The sequence below is a fragment of the Protofrankia symbiont of Coriaria ruscifolia genome (assembly GCF_900634745.1).
GTDB lineage: Bacteria > Actinomycetota > Actinomycetes > Frankiales > Frankiaceae > Protofrankia > Protofrankia californiensis.
In genome coordinates this window covers 1-18,834 of the sequence record NZ_CAAAFR010000015.1, presented here as the reverse complement: position 1 = coordinate 18,834, position 18,834 = coordinate 1, and the positions used below count along the sequence as shown (strand labels likewise).

The window sequence follows — 18,834 nt, the reverse complement described above, 5'->3', positions numbered from 1 at the left end:
TGACCGAAGGAATGCCGGCCGGTTTCTGGCCGGTCTTCTCGGAGACTACCGAGGCCGTTCCGATGTGCTGGTCTTGAGACTGTCCCGAGGCGGGGTGCCCGTGGCCTACAAGGTGGCCCGGGAGCTTGATGCCGCACGTGATGTCTTCGTCGTACACAAGCTCGGCGTCCCGGGTCAGGACGAAGTTGCGATAGGCACAATCGGGCACTGTTGTGCTCGCCGATCATCAACAACCTTGACCGCGGGTCTTCCCGTCGACGGGGCTCATGTGCCCGAATCACGGAGGCTTCAGATGCCCCGGAACGGCTCTGGATGACGACTCCACCGGAATACTTACGATCAGAATCAGCTTGTCCTGCACGAAGACGTTCCATTCCAGCGCACGGATTGCTGCCGCCGCGATATCGGCGTCTGTCCGTTCGGCAGAAGCCGGCAGACGAACCTCGATATCGTTGGCGACCGCCCTCACCCCACGCACGCGCTTGGCCGCCTTCCCAGCCATCCACTTCTTACTGTAGGCGTCCACCCATCCGGTGAGCGTCACGACGCCGTCTTTGACGATGACGCCGATCTCGTTCGGCTGCGCCGGAACGTCCCATCTCAGTTCTTCGAGAACATCCCGCTGAAGACGTCCTCCAGAGCCGTTCCGGGTGTCTGAATCCTCCGTGATTCAGATCAGGCGGACAGCGCACGTTCGGCCAGCATGATGGGCAGTCCGCCGGTGGCTGCGAGGCGGTCGTGGAACTCCCGCAGGCTGCCGCGTTCCGCGGCCAGCCAGGCGTCCCGCATACGGGCGATCTCCAGAGCCCCGGTGAGGTAGGACGCCGCCTGGGTGGGCCATGCGCAATAGCGGGCCACCTCGGCGCGGGCCACATCCGGCGTCAGGGACGCGTGGGTGGACATGTACTCGACCGCCTGCTCTACCGACCAGCGGCCGGTGTGCAGGGACACGTCGGCGACGATGCGCGCGGCCCGGAACAGCCGAAAGTCCACCTGGCGCAGCGCTGCCCGCGCATCGGTGAAGTAGCCGGCGTCGGCGAGCAGCTGCTCGGCGTAGAGGGCCCACCCCTCGACGAAGTAGGGCGTCCGCAGCAGGCCGCGCACGGGACGCTGGTTCGTCACGGCCAGGTGGGCCAGGTGCCAGTGGTGACCCGGGTACGCCTCGTGGACGGCGACGGTCGGCATCGCCGAGTAGCTGTTGGCCGCCAGCCGGTCCCGGACAGCCTCCGGTGAGGCGTCCGACGGCGGGTACGGCACGAAGAAGTGTCCGGCGAACGAGGCCCCGGCCGACTCGCCCGGGGTGGCCTGGCCGCTGGCGAAGGGCCGTGGTGGGAAGTAGAACGCCACGGCCAGGGTCGCCCGCTGGAACTCCTCCGCCGGCTCGACCTCGCACCGCTCGCCCGGCGGTTCGGTCACCAGGCCGGTCGAGTAGATGAACCGGCGGGCGCGTTCGGTCGCCTCGCGATATCCGGCCAGCATGTCCTCTGGCGTGGCCGGGGCGTCGGCATCCAGTTCCCGCAGGTAGGCGCGCCAGTCGTCATGGCCGGCCAGCTCCCGGGCCCGGTCGCGAACCTGCTCGACGAGGGCGGTGTGGGCAGCCCGGCCCCGTTCGAGCAGGCCGTCCGCGCCGTAGGAGAGTCCCTCCTTCTCGCGCAACAGCGCCGAGTAGCGGGCCTCTCCGATGGCGAACCCCCCGGTGGCACGGGCCGCGAGCGCCTCGAGGAAGCCTGTCCACTCCTCATAGGCGTCGGCCGCGGCCCGGCAGGCGGCCACCAAGCCCGGCGCACCGGGCAACAGCGTAGGCACCACGTCCCGGCAGTAGGCGACCCCGCCGCGGGCCTGCATGGCTGCCCGGCGCAGGAGCAGCGGGGAGGCGAGTTCCGCGTCGAGCTGGGCACGCCCGGCGGCGAGCAGGTCCCCGACCGCGGACAGGCGCGCGGTGACAGCCCGGACCAGCTCCTCCGGAGGCAATGGACGGTACAGCAGTAGCCCGAACACCCCGGACAGCCCGGCGCCGCCGTACAGTTCCGCGTCCCGACGGTGGCGCTCCCAGTCGCGCATGACCGCCCGTCCGCGCAGCTCCGCGAGTACCAGGTCACGGTCGATCAGTTCGTCCGGGCGTAGCTGCGCGTCGTCGAGCGCCCCGAACCGCTGTGCCCAGTCGTCATCGGCCTTCTCCCGGCGGATGACCGCCTCCGTGGTGAGCTCCGGGAGCAGATGGTCGTAGCCGTCGACGCCGAGCAGGGTGGCGCTCGTCGGGGCGACGGCCATCTGATCGGCGGCGAACCCGGCGACCAGCCGGTCGAGGGGACGGTCGGAACGCGGGACGCGCGGGTCGGTCAGCACGCCTGGACATACTGCCCGCCCGAGCCGGGGAGGGCCAGCATCGGACCGAAACGCACGCCAATCCCGTTCCTCACCGAGGCACTGTTGCATTCGCGTGCGCCTGCAGATCTTGACCGCAAGTCTTCCGGAGCTGAGCCTCGCCACCGCGGCTTCGGGCTGCCGGGAATCCCACCGACCGGGCACATTGGTACGTCCGACAGGAAGATCTACGGTGAAGATCGCCTGCGATCGGTGATCGTAACAGTGCCCCTTGTACTCAGGTGTCAATGCCCGGCATGTCGCACCCATCTCTCATACTCCCGATGAATCGGGCGGCTACACCGGGTATCCGCCAAAGCGGGAAAGGTCCAGAGTGCTCAATCGAAGTCGTCGACGTGGTCGGTTGCCCACTCACGGAAGGTGCGTGCCGGCACTCCGGTAATCTCCTCCACAGTGGACGTCATGGGGCCTGGTTCGGTCACCATGTGGGCGTACCCGTCGAGTACGACGTCAACGACAGAGCTGGGCAGCCAGGAGAGCATCTGTTGCCGTGCGGCGTCCGGTGGGATTTCTTCCCAGAGCAGCGGGCGGCCGATCGCGTCACCGAGGATGTGTACCTGCTCGACCTGAGTCAGGATCTCTGGGCCGGTGAGGACGTATCTGCGTCCGACATGATCGTTCTCGATCAGTGCGTGTACCGCCACGGACGCGATGTCCAGCTCGTGGAGCAGAGTCATGGCCGCCGCTCCATAGGCGCCACGCACGATATCGCCGGCGCGGATCTGTGGTGCCCACGAAAAAGTATTAGTTGCGAATCCGTGCGGCCGCAGGAATGTCCATTCCATCCCGGACCGCTCGATCGACCGCTCCACGTCGGCATGGCGTCTGCCGATCGAATTGGCCTGCTTGTCCAGGTCGTCGCGGACAACCCCGGACGACAGGAAGACAATCCGTCGTGCGTGCTCCTTGAGAGCGTCCAGCACTGAGGGCGCGGACTTGGCCGTCGGGAAGGGCCACATCAGGAACACGGCTTCCGCACCGTGTATGGCGGTCGCCACCGTGTCCGGTGTGAGAAGGTCACCACGCACGATGTCAACGCCATGTGGTAGCCGGGCGGAGTCGGGATCGCGGGTCAACGCCCGCACAGGCACTCCGGCGTTCAGGAGCTGGGACGTCACCTGTCGACCGACGTTGCCGGTCGCACCTGTCACCAGAATCATGGGTTTGAACCTGCCTTTCCTGCAAGACGCCCGACGATCACCAGCGGGATGTCCCGGCCGGCTTGAGCCTGGTAGGTTTTCGTAGAGTGGAAAGATCGATGTCAATCGCCGTCCTGCCCGTAGAGCAACGCGGTACGCCAGAGTCTTCCCGATTTTCGGCCGCGGGTGGTGAGTAGCGGCGTTGGCCAGCCTGGTACAGGTAGCCGCTCTGGCCGTTGGTTTCGACGTAGGTGCGGACGTGCTCGGCCACCCGGTCCGTCGGGCTGTCCAGCACTTCCTCCTGCTAGGACGGTTCCGTCGACGGAGCTACGGAAAGACTGCGCAGCAGGTGGTATCGCCGGAACCCGCTGCTTCTCACCCCAGGGAAGTCCAGGACCCGCTGCCACCCGGGTGACGACCCCACCGTTCCCTGGTTGGATTTTTCGAGGGCGTTGCGATGCGCCTGTTCATCGGTCCACTCCGCGTAGTTGAGTACCCGGGTGCTGTCGGTGCTCACGTGGAAGTGGGCCGAGATCCTGCCGGGATGTGGCTCGGTTTCGCCCGCCATCGCGTCGAACACGGTGTCGACCCAGCGCCGTTGCCGCTGCTGATCGGGTCCGTCGAACTCGACACTCACGACGACGATGCACCCTGGGACCGGTGGATTCGCCCGCACGCTGCTGCGGTACAGCCGATACTCGACCGGCTCGGTGTCTGTGAGCCCGGCCACGAACTCGTGATCGGGTTCGCGGTTCGCCCACTGAGTGTAGGTCAGCATCCTATCGCCGTCGGTACTCACGAACGTGTTGAACGAGATGAGCCCCTTCGACCTGGGCATGTGCTCCACCTCGGCAAACGCCTCCGCCGGCGTGGTGTGTCGGTGTGCGGGCGATTCGGCGATCAGGACGGCGCCGGCATCGGGACGGGTGATGTCGGGCAACAGGCTGTGGCTGGCGCTCATTCTTTTCTCTCCTCTGCCACGTGCCGGTAGATCAGGCGGCATACCGGAGGTCTATTGCATCCGCGAGTTCCTTCGTCGTGGCCACTACGAACTCGGCGTCGAGGTCGAACCACGGCTGCGGGTGTCGGCTGCCTTCACCGAGCTCACCCAGACCGTCTGATCAACATTCGGGTGGAGTCTGCCATGTCCTGCTTTCCCATAACGCAACAAACCCGGATCATTACCCGTCAGTCGATCCGCCGCGGCGCCTTTACCTCCGTCAAGGTACTCGTCAAGCGGATGCGGGACTACATCGCCCACTGGAACGCCAACCCTGAACCATTTGCCCGGACCGCGACTACGGACGAGATCCTCGCCAAGGTTCGTATCGTCCAGGCCAACATCAAGAAACTGGTCGACAACAACGGGAAGTAAAGAGATTGGAATCACGAGACATCAGGCGACGCGAAGGATGTTCTTGCCGTGGGTGGCGGCGTTAGCCAGCCGCGCAACCGCGGTGCCGAGGTCGGCCAGGTCGTATTCGGCGGTGATGTCCACGCGTACCTGGCCGCTGATGAGGAGCTTGAGCACGTGGCGGGCCGTGTCGGCGAGCCGCTCGGGGTGGGTCTGACTGAGAAGGCTGCTGTTGTAGGTCACCAGGGACTTGCCCTCCGCGAGCAGGTCGTTGACGGAGGCCAGAAAGGGCTCGTAGCTGCTGATGTTGCCGTATACCGCCAGCCGGCCGTGCGGTGCGAGCTGGTGCAGGTTGGCGTGGCGGGTCTGGCCACCGACCGGGTCGAGGATCACATCGAACCGCTCGTCTGCGAGCGCGGTCGGGAACTCCGCACGGGTCACGATCTGGTCGTAGCCGAACTCGGTGGCATACACGGCCCGGGCGGCGCTGCCGACCACGCCGACGACGCGACCCGCTCCCGCCAGTCTGGCGAACTGTGCGGCTGGGATGCCGACCCCGCCGGCAGCGGCGTGGATCAGCACGCTGTCACCGGGCCGTACCCAGGCGACGGCGTTGACCAGGTCGTAGGCAGTGGGCGTGCCCCAGCCGAACCCCGCGGCGGTGCGAAGCGGAAGCGTCCCGACGTCCAGCGTGAGCACGGCGGATGCCACGACGACCTCGGCGTAGGCGCCGGCGGTGGTCAGCGCAGTGACGGGTTGGCCCACGCGGTTCACGTCGACGCCCTCGCCGACCTTCTTGATGTGCCCGGATGCCTCGAAGCCGGGGACGAACGGGCGGGGTACCTGGAAATGGCCGTCCCGTACCAGCACGTCTCCCCACTGGATCCCGGCGTAGGCGACCCGGATCGTGACTTCGCCGGGACCGGGGGTGGGCTCAGCGACGTCCGTGAGCCGGTAGTGGTCATCGATGTCGAGGACGACAGCCTTCATATTTCATGCTCCTGTGTTGACTCAGTATCCTGACAGTCAACACGGTAGCCTGTATAAGGTTACTGTGTCAATACAGGTATCTGTGAAGTGGAGCGAGCGTATGACGGATGTCCCGGTCGAGGAGTATCTCTGCACCCGGATCAGACAGGCGGAGCAGGCACTGATGGCGCACCACGAGGCGGTGCTGCGCGGCTATGGGCTCACCATGATCCAGTACACCGTGTTGCTGGCCCTGTCGCGTCAAGGCGGCATGTCCGGCGCTCAACTGGCCCGCTCCTGCGGGGTCACCCAGCAGACCATGGCCAGCGTCCTGACCAACCTGGCGGCCAAGAACCTCATCCACCGCGAGGCATCCGCGGTGCACGCCAAGGTGCAGATCGCCACGTTGACCGACCAGGGCAGATCCCTCCTGGACCGTGCCTACCAGGAGGTGATCGTCCTGGAACGGGCACTCACGGACACGTTCTCACCCACCGAACACGCCTCGCTCTGCACACTCCTGGAACGCGCCACCACTGTCCTCGTTGACCAGACGGCATCGATCCGGTCCCGCTGAACCCCAGTCCACCATGCCGGCAACACAGACCGCGACTGTTGCGTTGGCAAGGTCCGTCGCCCTGGCATCCGGCCAGGCATGATCGAGGAATGCGTCGACGTCCCGCCCGGCCACCGGTCCCGGCCTCTCCAGTTCGCCGGGTGCCGCTTCCCCCGGAAGGGAAGCATGCTGGCGGTGCGCTGGTACCTGCGCTACGCACTGTCGTACCGAGACGCCGAGGAACGCCTCCCGGAACGCGGTCCCGTCGTCGATCATGTGATCGTCTACCAGTGAGTGCAGCGCTTCACCCCGCTGCCGATCGTGGACTGAAACGCCTCCGCTCTGCCCAGGTGATCGGTTCTGGGCATGCGTCTGTCCAGAACATCCGCCGCGGCCACTGCTCAGCGGCCAGTCGATCTGCCGTTTCAGGCGCTCGGCCGCTTGGAGATGGGCGCCTTTCGGGTGCCCTCCAGCGTGCTGCCCTGAAGACGCCGAGTTCCATGGTGGCGTACTGGATTCCGTTCGAATCGGTGGCGTACGTGTTATAGGTGTACGTGTTGTAGGTATAGGTCGTGCCACAGCCGGTCGTGTAGCCGTACCAGGGCCAGTAGTACTTGGCGCCGCTGTTGGTGGCGGTCATCAGCCGAACGCCGATCTTGTAGCCGTCGCATCCCTCGTCGGTCCCCTTCAGGATGACCGCGGTGAGGTTGTTCGTGGGGTGCGGCTCTTCCTGAAGTCCGGCCAGACCGGTTCCTGGCTGGGCGTTGTGGGCGTTCCGGGAGAGTCGGTACTTTGACCGCGTAGCCGTCCACCGTCAGACGAGAAAGCGCAGGTAGCCGGTTTGCGGCCCTGATGCGTGGTCCCGAACGGGACAGCCGGTCATCGACCGGGTGCGGGCATGGAAAAGCCACCGTCTCCAGTCTTTGTGGCGACTTGGATCACTCAGAAGGAGACGATGGCCATGCACACCAGCATCCCAGACTCCACCCGCGACGCTCAGAGCGGCACGCACCCCGCGCACGCTGACCTTGAGGACGTGTTCGCTCCGCTGCGCGCGCACGTGGAGAAGATGATCGCCTGGGCGGGGTCAGGTGAGGCGCACCGGCTTGAGCATGCAGCGCTCGAGGAACGCGCCTGGACCGACGCGCTCGAGGGCGCGCGGCTGCTCACCCAGGCCCATCTCGACCAGCGGGCCCGCGCCGAGCGGCGCCGCGACGACGTCCGCGACACCGACGGTCAGCACCGGACCGTCCGTGAGGCAGGACACCGACGACACCGCACCACGATTTTCGGGGAGGTCGAGACATCCCGGCTCGCGTACCGTGCCGAGGGGAAGAACAACCTGTACCCGCAGGACGCCGACCTGGCCTGGGGTGCGCGCAGCTACTCGGCCGGGATCGAGAAACGCGTGGCCGAGGCCGCGGCGGTCGTGCCCTTCGAGCAGGTCGCGGACACTGTCAGCCAGGCCGGGGCGATCCGCCTCGGTAAACGGCAGGCCGAACAACTCGCCGTCGAAGCGGCCGCCGACTTCGAGGCCTACTACACGGCGCGCCGCCCGGAGAACTGCCCGCAGCCGACCGGGTTGCTGATCAGCTGTGACGGGTCCGCGTTGCCGGTACGACCCGACGCGCCGCGCCCGGCCACCGCGAAGGCCCACGCCACCCGCGCCTTGGCCGCCGCCGAACACGGCTGGCCCGACGATCCGGCCGACCTGCGCCGTTCCCGGACCCGGACCGCGGAACTCGCCGCCGTCGCGGACATCCCACCCGCCCCGCGTACCGCCACAGACGTCCTCGGCGCGCTGTTCGGTCCACGCACCGGCCCGGGGCCGGCGAACCCCCCGCCGCGCGCGGCCGGGCGCACCGTGTTCGCGTCCGTCGCCCGGCCCGCCGCCGCCGTCATCGCCGACGCGTTCACCGAGGCCGACCGCCGCGACCCCGACCACGCCCGGCCCTGGTTCGCGGTGATCGACGGGAACAACCACCAGATCGAGACGATCGAGACCCTCGCCGCCACCCGCGGCAAGAACATCCCGATCCTCCTCGACCTGATCCACGTCCAGGGCTACCTGTGGAAGGCCGCGAAGGTGTTCTTCTACGACAAGGATCCCGCCGCCCGCGCATGGGTCCGCGAGCAGACCGGCAAGATCCTCGACGGGCGGGCCCGGGACGTGTGGGTCGGTATCCGCCGCCGCGCGACCCGGTTCGGCTACACCGCCACCGAACGCACCGGCGCCGACGAGTGCGCCGGCTACCTGGAACGCAAACGGAACCACCTCGACTACCCGACGTTCCTGGCCGCCGGCTGGCCCGTGGCCAGCGGCCTGATCGAGGGCGCCGCCAAATGGATGATCAAGGATCGGATGGAGATCAGCGGCGCCCGCGGGGGACTCGACGGCGCCGAAGCTGTCCTGCGCCTGCGCGCCCTACGCGGCAACGGCGACCTCGACGACTACTTCACCTTCCACCGCGAACAGGACAGGCAGCGTAACCACGACACTCGCTACCAGCCCAAAGACACCCCTGACCAGCAACCCGAAGCCCTCGCCGCCTGAACCCCGGCACGCCCGATTTGCCGGACCTCTAAACGAGCCGCACCCGGGACCGGGGTGATTCGGCGCGACGTGGCTGGTGGCTACGCCAGCCGTGGATCGGCGGTCAGGCACATGTAACGGGCCCGGAGTTCGGCCGGCACTGCTGCATTCGCCGATTACCGGCGATCTTGACAGCGGATCTTCCCGTCGACGGAGCTCAGGTGACCGCCTCACGGAGTGTTCAGGCGCCCGAAACGACTGTGGAGGACGTCTCCACTGGAAGATTTACGATCAAGATCGGCTGGTCCGGGCAGATGCAACAGTGCCCCACAACGGACGGCGCCCGCACCGCATGCTCCAACTCCAACCGACCCGACTACCCGATCGCCCACGTCACGACGGAACGGATCAAGCGCTGGCTCGTCCTCGGTGGCCTGGTCAACGCATACGAACGAGCCGCCTACAAGCCCAGGTCAACGTCGGTGGTCGAGTTCTGACACCCCACAGGCCCGCATCAGGGACGGTCCTGGAACTTCCCGGCGGCGAAAAGTTGGCGATCATGCGCGGGGTGCCAGTTCCCTGCCCCTGAAGCTCTGGTTGGTGTCGTCAGCTCTGGTTGGTGTCGTCGTGGAGCGGGACGACCAGACCGCTGATGTCCTGCGGATGGCGGCACGCACCTCGGCCCCGAGGCGGACGTGGTGCCTGCGCTGTGCGTGGATGATTTCTCAACCGTCCGACGTCGGGCCGGGCCTGGGACTGCCGCGGTCGACGCCTTGCCGTGGCGCCTGACCGACATCGGCGTCGACAGCGCTCGGTGTGGGTGCAGCCGCTGTGGCGACTCTCCAGCTGCACGGACAGTGTCGCCCATCGACGCCGCAGGAAGTATCCGGTCATGCTGCTCCCCGCCCACTCGACCCGATGCCTGTCGACGGCCGCGTCAACGTCGGCTCCAGCCTGTCGCCACTCGCGCTGATCGAGTTACGCCGCCGGCGCCCAGTTGCCTCTGACTCCACGTCCGGCCACGGAACCTGGTAGGTTCGACGTGTTGCAGTTGGAGTTTCCTCGAACGTTTCAAACGCCCGTGGAGTCTGACAGCGGGCATTTTTCGTTTTCCGGTCCTACCCGACATGGGGACGATCACACCGCGGCAACCCGGGACCCGCAGCAGGCGGCCCGGTACGGCCCCCACGAAGGAAAAGAACACATGGCTCAGGGCACTGTGAAGTGGTTCAACGGCGAGAAGGGCTTCGGGTTCATCGCCCAGGACGGCGGCGGTCCCGACGTCTTCGTTCACTACTCGGCCATCGACAGCGCCGGCTTCCGCAACCTGGAGGAGAACCAGCGCGTGGAGTTCGACATCACGCAAGGCCAGAAGGGTCCGCAGGCCGAGCACGTCCGCCCGGTCTGATCTGACCGGCACTGTCGCATCCGCCAGAATCGGTCGATCTTGACCGTAAATCTTCTGGTGGATGCCTCCTCCACAGTCGCCCTGGGGCGTCTGAAGCCTCCGTGAGGCGGTCACGTGAGCTTCGCTAACAGGAAGATCTGCGGTTAAGATCGCCAATAATCGGCGAATGCCGCAGCGCCCGCCGGGCTGGCTGCCACCATGGACGTGGTCGTCTGGGGTGGCCGCTACACCCGGCGGGTCTATTCCTGACGGCTGCCCACCTCGTGGACGAAGCAGGACGAGCTGGCAACGGCCCACGGCACCGACGGGTTCGCGCTGCTGACTGCCATGTACGCACCCGGCATACCGGGCTGGCTGCGCTGCCCGCAGTTGGCTTGCTGCGCTGTGTGCTGGTGCAGAACTACACCCGGACCATCACCAGCGGCGGCAGGCGGGAAGTGATCAAACGGCGGGAGGCGGACATAGACGGTCTCCCACCTGGGCAGAACGCGGCTGACCTTCCCGGATGACCTCAACGCCCGCTGGGGTGTCACACGTGACACGTCCTGGAAGGGCTACACGATCCCATCAGTGAGACCTGCCGTCCTGGCGGTGACACCGCCCCGGCCGGCGGCGGCGAGCCTGAGCCCCGGCTGCGCAGAGCCGCACCCTCCCGAACATCATCACAAATGTGGCGACCACGGACGCGGCCGTGACCGACTCGGCCATGACCGAACTCGTCCACCAGCAGCCCGCCCGCCGGGGCCTGCTGCCCGCTGAGCACTACCCCGACTCCGGTTACCCGTCCACCGACATGATCGTCGGATCCTGGCGGACGTTCGGTATCATTCCCGGTCACCCCCGTCCTGGCTGACACCTCGGCACAGGCCAGAGCCGGGGCCGGGTGCGACCGCTCCGCGTTCACGATCGACTTCGACCGCCACCCGGCCATCTGCCCGCACGGACAGACCAGCAGCTCCTGGACCCCGGCCAGCCAACGCGGCATCGACACCATCATGATCAAATTTGCTGCCGGGACCTGTGTACCGTGCCCCGTCCGCGGCCAGTGCACCACCTCGAAGAAACGGCGCCGGCAGCTCACCGTGCACCCCCGCGACGTCTACCAGGCCCAGTACGGCGCCCGAGCCGCCCGGACAACCACCGACTGGCAGGCCGACTACGCGCTACGCGCCGGCGTCGAGGGCACCATCCGCCACGGTGTCGCCGTCACCGGCCTGCACCACACCTGCCTACGCCGACCTGGCCAGTGGGAACCGGAACCCGGCAAACTCCGAGACGGGCACCGACGGATGGACGGCACGCCGACGCATCCCTCCACCACGCCCGATCAAGGACCCCGCGTATGCAACAGCCCCGGCCGGATTTCCTACGGCCGATGCCGTTATGCGCGGTTACTTGCGCGACCCATTCGCATCGTCGTAGCCGTGTTTTCATCGCTGCTTCCCGGGTAGCCCCGTATCAGGATACCGGCGAAAACGGATCTATCAGCTCCTCCTCCATGCCGGGAGGAGAGAACCAGCCGGGGCCCACGGGAGTCCGACAACCGTTCGTCGCAGACAAGCACGCCAACCGATCTTATACGGATGTCCATCGGCGCATCCGCCGGCCAGAAAGGGAAGCCGAATGTTTGTTCAGCAGATCGCGCTCATACCGTTCGACCCGCAGGACGAGGAAGCTGGGCGGGCGACCCCCGTCGGCAACGAGGCCGGCGACATCGAAAAGGTAGCCGCAGCCATCCAGAAGCAGGTGTCACGCGACTTCGCCCCGATCTGGGAGGTCTCCGCGACCGTCGACGTATTTCCCAGTCTGTCGGACAAACCACTCGGCTACTGGCCAATCCTGATCGTGAACAGGGACATCCCGGGCGCCGCCGGCGTCCACCAGGACGAGCATGGTCAGCCATACGCCGTCGTCGAGGTGGGACCAAGCTGGTCACTGACCGCGAGTCATGAGGCGCTCGAGATGCTGGCCGATCCGTTCGGCAGCCGCCTGGTCCCCGCCAGGTTCCCGGAGCGGGCGAAGGAATTGATCGGCGAGGATCATGGCTGGGTCGAGTTCCTTGCGGAGACGTGCGATCCACCCGAGTCCGCGGAGTTCGCCTATTCGGTGGACGGTATCCTCGTCTCCGACTTCTACACGCCGCATTACTTCGACTCGTCGAAATCGTCTGCCAGGTACAGCTTCGGGGGCCACATCGAGGAGCCGCGGCAGGTACTTCAGGGCGGATATCTCAGCTGGCACAATCCCGTGAACGACGAGTGGTACCAGCTGCGGTATTTCGACAACAAGGAGCACGTCGAGGAGCTTGGCAAGCTGAACCGCAACGGGCAGAGCTGGCGCTCGGTCATCGACGCTGCGACGACGGACCTCAATGGCGTGCCACATCTGTCCAAGCTGTCGCACCTACCGGAGAGGACCCCGAAGCTCAAGGACGCGATCGCCAGGAAAGCCGCGGTGCAGGCAGCGAGCAAACGACGGGCAACCGTCCTCCGGGAACAGATCCTCGCGCAGGCTGATCGATAGTGGATCTGTTGCATCGGCGAGGTCCGTTGTCTCGGTGTACGTCCAGGCATGATCGAGCGATGCGTCGACGTCCCGTCCGCCAGTTCTTGCCACGGATCAGGCTGCGGTCTACCCGCGGGTCCTGGACGAGTTGCTGCCGGATGCCTGTCATCTCGATGCTCGACGGGCGAACAACCGGATCAAATCCGATCACAGCCAGCTGAAAGCACGGCTCCGGCCGATGCGCGGACTGAAACGCCTCCGCTCTGCCCAGGTGATCGGTTCTGGGCATGCGTTTGTCCAGAACATCCGCCGCGGCCACTACGAAATCAGCGCCGACGCCGAACCCGATCCGCGGCTGTCGGCTGCCTTCACCGAGCTCACCCTGGCGGTCTGATCACCGATCCGGCAGGAGCCCCTCGCGTCCTGCCCCGCTCAGCGCAACAGACCCCCTCGCCAACGCAACAGATCCCGCTCGGTCCAGGTCGTAACAGTAGGCTCACGTCCCACCGTCGGCTCCGGTCAGAAAATTCATACGCTTCACAAATTTGTGAAATTTGCGTAGCGTGCCGATCCATGACGACCGCTATCTCGATCTCCGGTCTGGTGAAGTCGTTCGGCCGGAGCCGCGCGCTGGACGGGTTGGACCTGTCCGTCGACTCCGGTGAGGTGCACGGTTTCCTGAGACCGAACGGAGCCGGCAAGTCGACGACGATCCGTGTTCTGCTGGGCCTGCTGCGCGCGGACGCCGGTCAGGCGCGCCTGCTCGGCGGGCACCCGTGGCGTGACGCCGTGGAGCTGCACCGGCGGCTCGCCTACGTGCCGGGAGATGTGAACCTGTGGCCGAACCGGCGGCGAGTCGATCAACCTGTTCGGGGCGCTGCGCGGCGGGCTCGATGGGGCGCGCCGAGATCAGCTCGTCAAGCGGTTCCAGCTCGACCCGAGCCGGAAGGCGCGGACGTATTCCAAGGGCAACCGGCAGAAGGTCGCCGTGGTGGCCGCCTTCGCCTCCGACGTCGAGCTATACATCCTGGACGAGCCGACCTCCGGGCTGGACCCGCTGATGGAGGCGGTTTTCCAGGAGTGCGTCCGCGAGGTGAAGGAACGCGGCGCGACTGTCCTGCTGTCCAGCCACATCTTCGCCGAGGTGGAGGCCTTGTGCGACCGGGTGAGCATCATCCGGCGGGGCCGGACCGTGGAGTCGGGGACGCTGACCGACCTGCGCCATCTGACCCGAACCTCGATCTCAGTGGAGACCGCCAAGCCGATCATCGGACTGACCGGCCTCCCCGGCATGCACGACGCGGACGTGCGCGACATCACGGCCGACGGCGCCAGCACCCGCGCGACGTTCGACGTCGACGCCGACGAACTGGATGCCGTGCTCAGGCACCTGACCCGCTTCGGGGTGCGGGCGCTGACCAGCCCCCGCCGTCGTTGGAGGAGCTGTTCATGCGCCACTACGACGACGAGATGGCGGACGCGCGATGAGATCGGTGACCATGACGACGCCCTCCGCCCCGATGACCTCGTTCGCCGGCACCGCCCGGCTTACCCGGTTCACACTGCGCCGCGACCGCGTCCAGCTGCCGATCTGGGTCGCGGGCACGACGGCCATGCTCGCTGTCTCCCTGTCTGCGACGAGGGAGCAGTACCCGACCGAGGCGACCGCATCGGCGCTCTGCGCGGCGTCGTCGACAGCCCCGCACTCCTCCTGCTGCGCAACGCCCCCACCGGGGCCAGTACCGGCGCGCTGGGCATGTTCCAGATACTGACGTTCCTAGCCGTGCTCGCCGGTTTCATGAGCACCCTCGCGATGGTGCGCCACACCCGGCGTAATGAGGAGACCGGCCGCGCGGAGATGATCGGCGCCACCATGGTGGGGCGGTATGCCGGCCTGAGCGCCGCGATCCTCGTCACCGTCTGCGCCAACGTCGTGCTGGCGGTGTTGCTCACGCTCACGCTCGTGGGCGCCGGGGAACCCGCTGCCGGCTCGGTCGCGGCGGGTGCAGCGGTCGGCGCCACCGGCATGGCCTTCACCGCGATCGCGGCTGTCGCCGCGCAGGTCGCGCAGACCTCACGCGCAGCCAACGGGATCGCGGCCGTCGCTGTCGGGGTCGCGTTCCTCGTCCGCGGCTTGGGCGACGCGTTCGGCGAGATCGATCCGAATGGCTACACCCTGACCAGCGCCTGGCCGTCGTGGGTGTCCCCGATAGGCTGGACCGTCCAGGTACGTCCATTCGCCGGGGACAGGTGGTGGGTGCTCGCGCTGCCCCTCGCACTGTTCTGCGCGGGCGCCGCCGTGGCTTTCGCCCTGACCGCGCACCGCGACGTGGGTATGGGCATGATCGCGGCACGCCCGGGACCGGCCCAGGCCGCCCCGAAGTTGCTCAACCCGCTCGGGCTGGCCTGGCGGCTCCAGCGTGGGATCCTGCTCGGCTGGGTCGCGGCCGTCACAGTGCTCGGCATAACAATAGGATCACTGAGCGACACGGTCGAGAAAGCGCTGGAGGACAACAGCAGCGCCGTGGAAACCATCACCAGGCTGAGTGGTGGGGGTGGCGGGGACCTTGTCGAGGCGTTCTACGCGGCGATGATGGCCGTGATCGGCGCGATGGCATCCGCGTTCGTCGTCCAGGCCCTGCTGCGCCCGCGCGCCGAGGAGACGGAGGGACGCGTGGAGGCGGTGATCGCCACCGCGATCGGACGGGTGCGCTGGCTCGGCGGCCACCTGGTCGTCGCCGCAGCCGGTGCGGCGGTACTCCTGGGGTTCGCCGGCGTCTCGGCGGGCCTTGTGTACGGGCTCAGCACGGGCGACGTCGGCGAAAAGCTCGCCGAGCAGGTCGCCGCCGCGTTCGTGTGGCTGCCGGCGGCACTGATCCCGGGCGGGCTGGTCGTGGCGGTGTTCGGTCTTGCGCCGCGGCTGACGATCGGCGTGGGGTGGGCCGGTTTCGTGGTGAGCCTCCTCCTCGGCCAGCTCGGCGATCTATTGAACCTGCCCCAGCCGGTCCGGGATGTCTCCCCGTTCAGCCACGTCCCGGCGTTGCCGGCCGCCGAGGCCACCGCGATGCCGCTGGTGGTCGCCGTCGCCGTCGCGGTCGCGGTCGCGGTGGGGGCGGCCGGGACGGCTTTCTTTCGGCGGCGCGACATCGTGACATGATCGTACCGAATCGTGATCGTGCGCCGACACGACCCGCGGCGTGTCGGCGGGTCCGTCGACCCCTCAGGCAGGGATCTTCACAAGGTGATGAAGGATGACGACGACGGGAGCGGACGGCGCACGTGACGAGGAGGCGGTCCGCCGGTTCGTCGAGCGCTTCGCGATGACCTTCAACGACCTGGGCTTTCCCCGGATGCCGGCGCGGGTGCTCGGCACGCTCATGGTGGCCGACGAACCCGGTCTCACCGCCGGGGAGATCGGCGAGCGCCTCGGCGTCAGCGCGGCGGCCGTCTCCGGTGCCGTGCGCTACCTGACGCAGATCGGCCTGGTGATCCGCGAACCCGTCCCCGGCTCGCGGCGCGACATCTACCGCTTTCCCGACGGCACCTGGTACGCGGCCAGCATTCAGGGCCGGCCTTACCAGAAGGTCGCCGACATCGTGCGGGAAGGAGTGCGTGCCGTCGGCGGCGACGCCTCGCCGTCGGGAGGCCGGCTGGCGGACGCCCGGGACTTCTTCCTCTTCATCCAGGACGAGATGGATGCCCTACTGGACAGATGGGAGGAAGTCCGGGAGCGGAAAGGGCCGGTACCGTAACATTCGGGCGGGTCGGCCACGCTGCGCGGTGACTCGTGCCGCCCTTGGCGAGGAGGGCGGATCCGGGCCGGGTTGTCGAAGCCAGATTGTCGAACGAAGCGGTGTGCATGACAAGTGCGCTACCGCCGACCGAACCCGGTGTTCCCGCCAGTGGGCCAGTGCGGACCTCCGCAGTGACGGACAACGACATGTCCGGGCTGCGGCCAGGTCGCGATGGTCGGAGGCGAACACGTCGATGACCTGCCCGAACCGGTCGACCGCCCGGTACAGATAGATCCACCGGCCGGAGACCTTCACATACGTCTCGTCAACAAACCACCTGTCCCCGGGAGTGTGCCGGCAGGGCCGGGCTGCGTCGATCAGCAGCGGAGTGAACCGCTGCACCCCCCGGTAGACGGTCACATGGTTAACGACGAGGCCGCGTTCGGCGAGTAGTTCCTCGACGGTCCCGGTAGGACAGGGCGTAGCGCAGGTAGCAGTGGACCGCCAGCACGCTTCCCCTCAGGCGAACCGGAACCCGGCGAATTCCAAGAGTGAGACCGGTGGACGGGCGCCACGTCGGCACATCACTCGATCATGCCTGGTCAGACGCCGAGACGGCGGACCTCGCCGATACGACAGGCCCTCCGCCTGCGCCCCGGGTGGGCGGGCGTGAGTGCGTTGTCCGGCTGTCCGGGTGGTCACCTTTACGGTGAACCTCCTGTGACTTTTAGTCGTCAACTTACAAGATCGGTAACAGTAGGTTATCGGCCAACAGATCGTTCCGGTGTACTTGGAGGAGGTCAGCGACGGTGAGAGCGGGTTCGGTCGCGGCTGTGGTGGTCGGTACCCGGCCGGAGGCCGTGAAGCTTGCGCCCGTGGTCGTCGCCCTGCGCGCACAAGGATTGATCATTCCGGTGGTCGTGGCGACCGGTCAACAGCGGGATGCTGTGGACGAGGTCCTCGATGTGTTCGGGTTGGCGACCGGGACGGAGCTGGCGCCGGTCGGGCAGGGCCGGTCGGTGACCGAGTTGACGTCTCACCTGCTGCACGAGCTGGACGGCGCGCTGGAGGGGATCCGCCCGGACCTGGTGGTGGTGCAGGGTGACACCGCCTCGGTGCTGGCCGGGGCGCTCGCCGGTTTCCTGCGCGGGGTTCCGGTGGCGCATGTGGAGGCCGGCCTGCGCACGGGTGATCTCGCCGCGCCGTTCCCGGAGGAAGGCAACCGGCGGATGGTCAGCCAGATCGCCGCATTACACCTCGCGCCGACCACCGGGGCGGTGACGAACCTGCGCGCCGCAGGGGTGCCGGACAACCGGATTGTGCTGACGGGTAACACGGTTGTCGATGCGCTGCAGGCGGCCCGGGCCGCGACATGCAAGGGCGCTGTTCCGCCCCAGGGCGGCAGCCACAGCGGGGGCGCGCCACGGGTGCTGGTGACGGCGCACCGGCGGGAATCGTGGGGGGAACCGATCGCGCAGGTCGGGCGGGCGGTCGCCCGGCTGGCGGACCGGCACCCGGACTGGGAGTTCGTCGTCGCCTGCCATATGAACCCCGCGGTCCGCGCCACCCTCGACGCGGTGATCCCGCGGCGGGACAACGTCACGCTCGGCGGGCCGGTGGGCTACGCCGCCTTCGTGCGGATGCTGGCGGACGCCGCGGTGGTGCTGACCGACTCCGGCGGGATCCAGGAGGAGGCGCCGGTGCTGGGGGTGCCGGTCCTGGTGACACGGGAGATAACCGAGCGTCCCGAGGCGGTGGCCTGCGGAGCGGCTCAGCTGGTTGGCACCGACCCGCAGGCCATCGTCGCCGCGGTCGAGGCCCTGCTCGGCGGCGGCTCCGCGCACCGCCCGGCGGTGCCGCACAGCCCGTTCGGCGACGGCCGCGCCGGTGAGCGGTCCGCGGCGGCCTGTGCCTGGCTGCTGGGCCTGGGACCGCGTCCGCACGACATGCCCGCGCCTGCCGCCCTGCTGCACCAGAACGTACCGGTCACCGGGCTGCTGAGGGTACCGCGTCAGTCGGCCGGCGATCCGGCCGACGCATTCCGCACGGCCACCGGGCCGACGCCCAGCTGACCTGACCTGACCTGGCCCGAGCACGGCCGGCCTGGGCGGCCGGCTTCGGCGGTGTACCCAGAACCTTGGCAACGAGTGGAGGTAGCAACAGATGTACGGACGGATCGTGGGTGGCGGCGGCGGGATCGGCATCGGTATTGGCATCGGGGCCGGGATCGGCGGGGGTGTCGGCGGAGGCG

At 67.7% G+C, this 18,834-nt stretch carries 18 protein-coding genes and 4 pseudogenes; 15 read left to right on the top strand and 7 right to left on the bottom strand.

Features of this window, described 5'->3' with window-relative positions:
* Positions 1–277: 277 nt before the first annotated feature.
* From CV1CTNOD_RS01545 to CV1CTNOD_RS01525, 5 genes are all read right to left on the bottom strand, one after another.
* Positions 278–670: a BON domain-containing protein gene (locus tag CV1CTNOD_RS01545; RefSeq protein WP_131784405.1), complete on the bottom strand. Its 393-nt coding sequence runs from the start codon at positions 668–670 to the stop codon at positions 278–280.
* A 5-nt stretch (positions 671–675) separates the two neighbouring features.
* Positions 676–2,346: a DUF885 domain-containing protein gene (locus tag CV1CTNOD_RS01540; protein WP_207386106.1), complete on the bottom strand. Its 1,671-nt coding sequence runs from the start codon at positions 2,344–2,346 to the stop codon at positions 676–678.
* Positions 2,347–2,702: 356 nt separating this feature from the next.
* On the bottom strand, positions 2,703–3,545 hold the full coding sequence (locus CV1CTNOD_RS01535) for an SDR family oxidoreductase (protein ID WP_131784404.1): 843 nt from the start codon (positions 3,543–3,545) through the stop codon (positions 2,703–2,705).
* A gap of 101 nt (positions 3,546–3,646) precedes the next feature.
* Positions 3,647–3,931: a nitroreductase/quinone reductase family protein gene (locus CV1CTNOD_RS27560; protein ID WP_207386105.1), complete on the bottom strand. Its 285-nt coding sequence runs from the start codon at positions 3,929–3,931 to the stop codon at positions 3,647–3,649.
* On the bottom strand, positions 3,829–4,485 hold the full coding sequence (locus tag CV1CTNOD_RS01525) for an antibiotic biosynthesis monooxygenase (RefSeq protein WP_207386104.1): 657 nt from the start codon (positions 4,483–4,485) through the stop codon (positions 3,829–3,831). Before CV1CTNOD_RS01525 ends, CV1CTNOD_RS27560 begins: the two co-directional genes overlap by 103 nt.
* A gap of 183 nt (positions 4,486–4,668) precedes the next feature.
* On the opposite strand from CV1CTNOD_RS01525, the gene CV1CTNOD_RS01520 reads away from it, so the two are divergent.
* The gene (locus tag CV1CTNOD_RS01520) at positions 4,669–4,899 is read left to right on the top strand and encodes a hypothetical protein (RefSeq protein WP_207386103.1); all 231 of its coding nucleotides are present in this window, start codon (positions 4,669–4,671) and stop codon (positions 4,897–4,899) included.
* Between the two features lie 21 nt (positions 4,900–4,920).
* Here the strand turns inward: CV1CTNOD_RS01520 and CV1CTNOD_RS01515 are convergent, their stop codons facing one another.
* Positions 4,921–5,868, bottom strand: a complete 948-nt coding sequence (locus CV1CTNOD_RS01515) for a quinone oxidoreductase family protein (protein WP_131784402.1) — start codon at positions 5,866–5,868, stop codon at positions 4,921–4,923.
* A gap of 100 nt (positions 5,869–5,968) precedes the next feature.
* Between CV1CTNOD_RS01515 and CV1CTNOD_RS01510 the strand changes: the two genes are divergently transcribed.
* The 13 genes and pseudogenes from CV1CTNOD_RS01510 (at position 5,969) to CV1CTNOD_RS01455 (ending at position 16,601) form a co-directional block, all read left to right on the top strand.
* Positions 5,969–6,424: a MarR family winged helix-turn-helix transcriptional regulator gene (locus CV1CTNOD_RS01510; RefSeq protein WP_131764853.1), complete on the top strand. Its 456-nt coding sequence runs from the start codon at positions 5,969–5,971 to the stop codon at positions 6,422–6,424.
* Positions 6,425–6,513: 89 nt separating this feature from the next.
* A pseudogene (locus CV1CTNOD_RS01505) lies at positions 6,514–6,694 on the top strand (IS6 family transposase); the annotation flags it as partial.
* 670 nt (positions 6,695–7,364) lie between these two features.
* Positions 7,365–8,957, top strand: a complete 1,593-nt coding sequence (locus CV1CTNOD_RS01500) for an ISKra4 family transposase (protein WP_165485266.1) — start codon at positions 7,365–7,367, stop codon at positions 8,955–8,957.
* A gap of 200 nt (positions 8,958–9,157) precedes the next feature.
* Positions 9,158–9,433: a hypothetical protein gene (locus CV1CTNOD_RS01495; protein ID WP_242606274.1), complete on the top strand. Its 276-nt coding sequence runs from the start codon at positions 9,158–9,160 to the stop codon at positions 9,431–9,433.
* 707 nt (positions 9,434–10,140) lie between these two features.
* Positions 10,141–10,344, top strand: a complete 204-nt coding sequence (locus CV1CTNOD_RS01490) for a cold-shock protein (protein WP_131764847.1) — start codon at positions 10,141–10,143, stop codon at positions 10,342–10,344.
* Positions 10,345–11,035: 691 nt separating this feature from the next.
* Positions 11,036–11,197: a hypothetical protein gene (locus CV1CTNOD_RS24315; protein ID WP_165485265.1), complete on the top strand. Its 162-nt coding sequence runs from the start codon at positions 11,036–11,038 to the stop codon at positions 11,195–11,197.
* A complete protein-coding gene (locus CV1CTNOD_RS01485; protein ID WP_131784400.1) occupies positions 11,190–11,795 on the top strand; it encodes a transposase in 606 nt (201 codons plus the stop codon). The genes CV1CTNOD_RS24315 and CV1CTNOD_RS01485 overlap by 8 nt, the downstream gene beginning before the upstream one ends.
* Positions 11,796–11,967: 172 nt before the next feature.
* A complete protein-coding gene (locus CV1CTNOD_RS01480; protein WP_131764844.1) occupies positions 11,968–12,867 on the top strand; it encodes a hypothetical protein in 900 nt (299 codons plus the stop codon).
* Positions 12,868–12,940: 73 nt separating this feature from the next.
* Positions 12,941–13,243: pseudogene (locus CV1CTNOD_RS01475) on the top strand (DDE-type integrase/transposase/recombinase); the annotation flags it as partial.
* 179 nt (positions 13,244–13,422) lie between these two features.
* A pseudogene (locus CV1CTNOD_RS27555) lies at positions 13,423–14,337 on the top strand (ATP-binding cassette domain-containing protein).
* Positions 14,338–14,342: 5 nt separating this feature from the next.
* Positions 14,343–14,621, top strand: a complete 279-nt coding sequence (locus CV1CTNOD_RS27550) for a hypothetical protein (protein WP_207386102.1) — start codon at positions 14,343–14,345, stop codon at positions 14,619–14,621.
* Positions 14,606–16,006: an anibiotic ABC transporter gene (locus tag CV1CTNOD_RS27545; protein WP_165485264.1), complete on the top strand. Its 1,401-nt coding sequence runs from the start codon at positions 14,606–14,608 to the stop codon at positions 16,004–16,006. The genes CV1CTNOD_RS27550 and CV1CTNOD_RS27545 overlap by 16 nt, the downstream gene beginning before the upstream one ends.
* 94 nt (positions 16,007–16,100) lie before the next feature.
* Positions 16,101–16,601 carry a GbsR/MarR family transcriptional regulator gene (locus tag CV1CTNOD_RS01455; RefSeq protein ID WP_131784398.1) on the top strand — a complete coding sequence of 167 codons (501 nt, stop codon included), beginning with the start codon at positions 16,101–16,103 and terminating at the stop codon, positions 16,599–16,601.
* 192 nt (positions 16,602–16,793) lie between these two features.
* Here the strand turns inward: CV1CTNOD_RS01455 and CV1CTNOD_RS01450 are convergent.
* Positions 16,794–17,168, bottom strand: a pseudogene (locus CV1CTNOD_RS01450) (IS6 family transposase); the annotation flags it as partial.
* A gap of 224 nt (positions 17,169–17,392) precedes the next feature.
* Between CV1CTNOD_RS01450 and wecB the strand changes: the two are divergent.
* Positions 17,393–18,655, top strand: coding sequence for a non-hydrolyzing UDP-N-acetylglucosamine 2-epimerase (wecB, locus tag CV1CTNOD_RS01445; RefSeq protein WP_131784397.1), 1,263 nt, complete (start codon positions 17,393–17,395; stop codon positions 18,653–18,655).
* Positions 18,656–18,834: the final 179 nt, after the last annotated feature.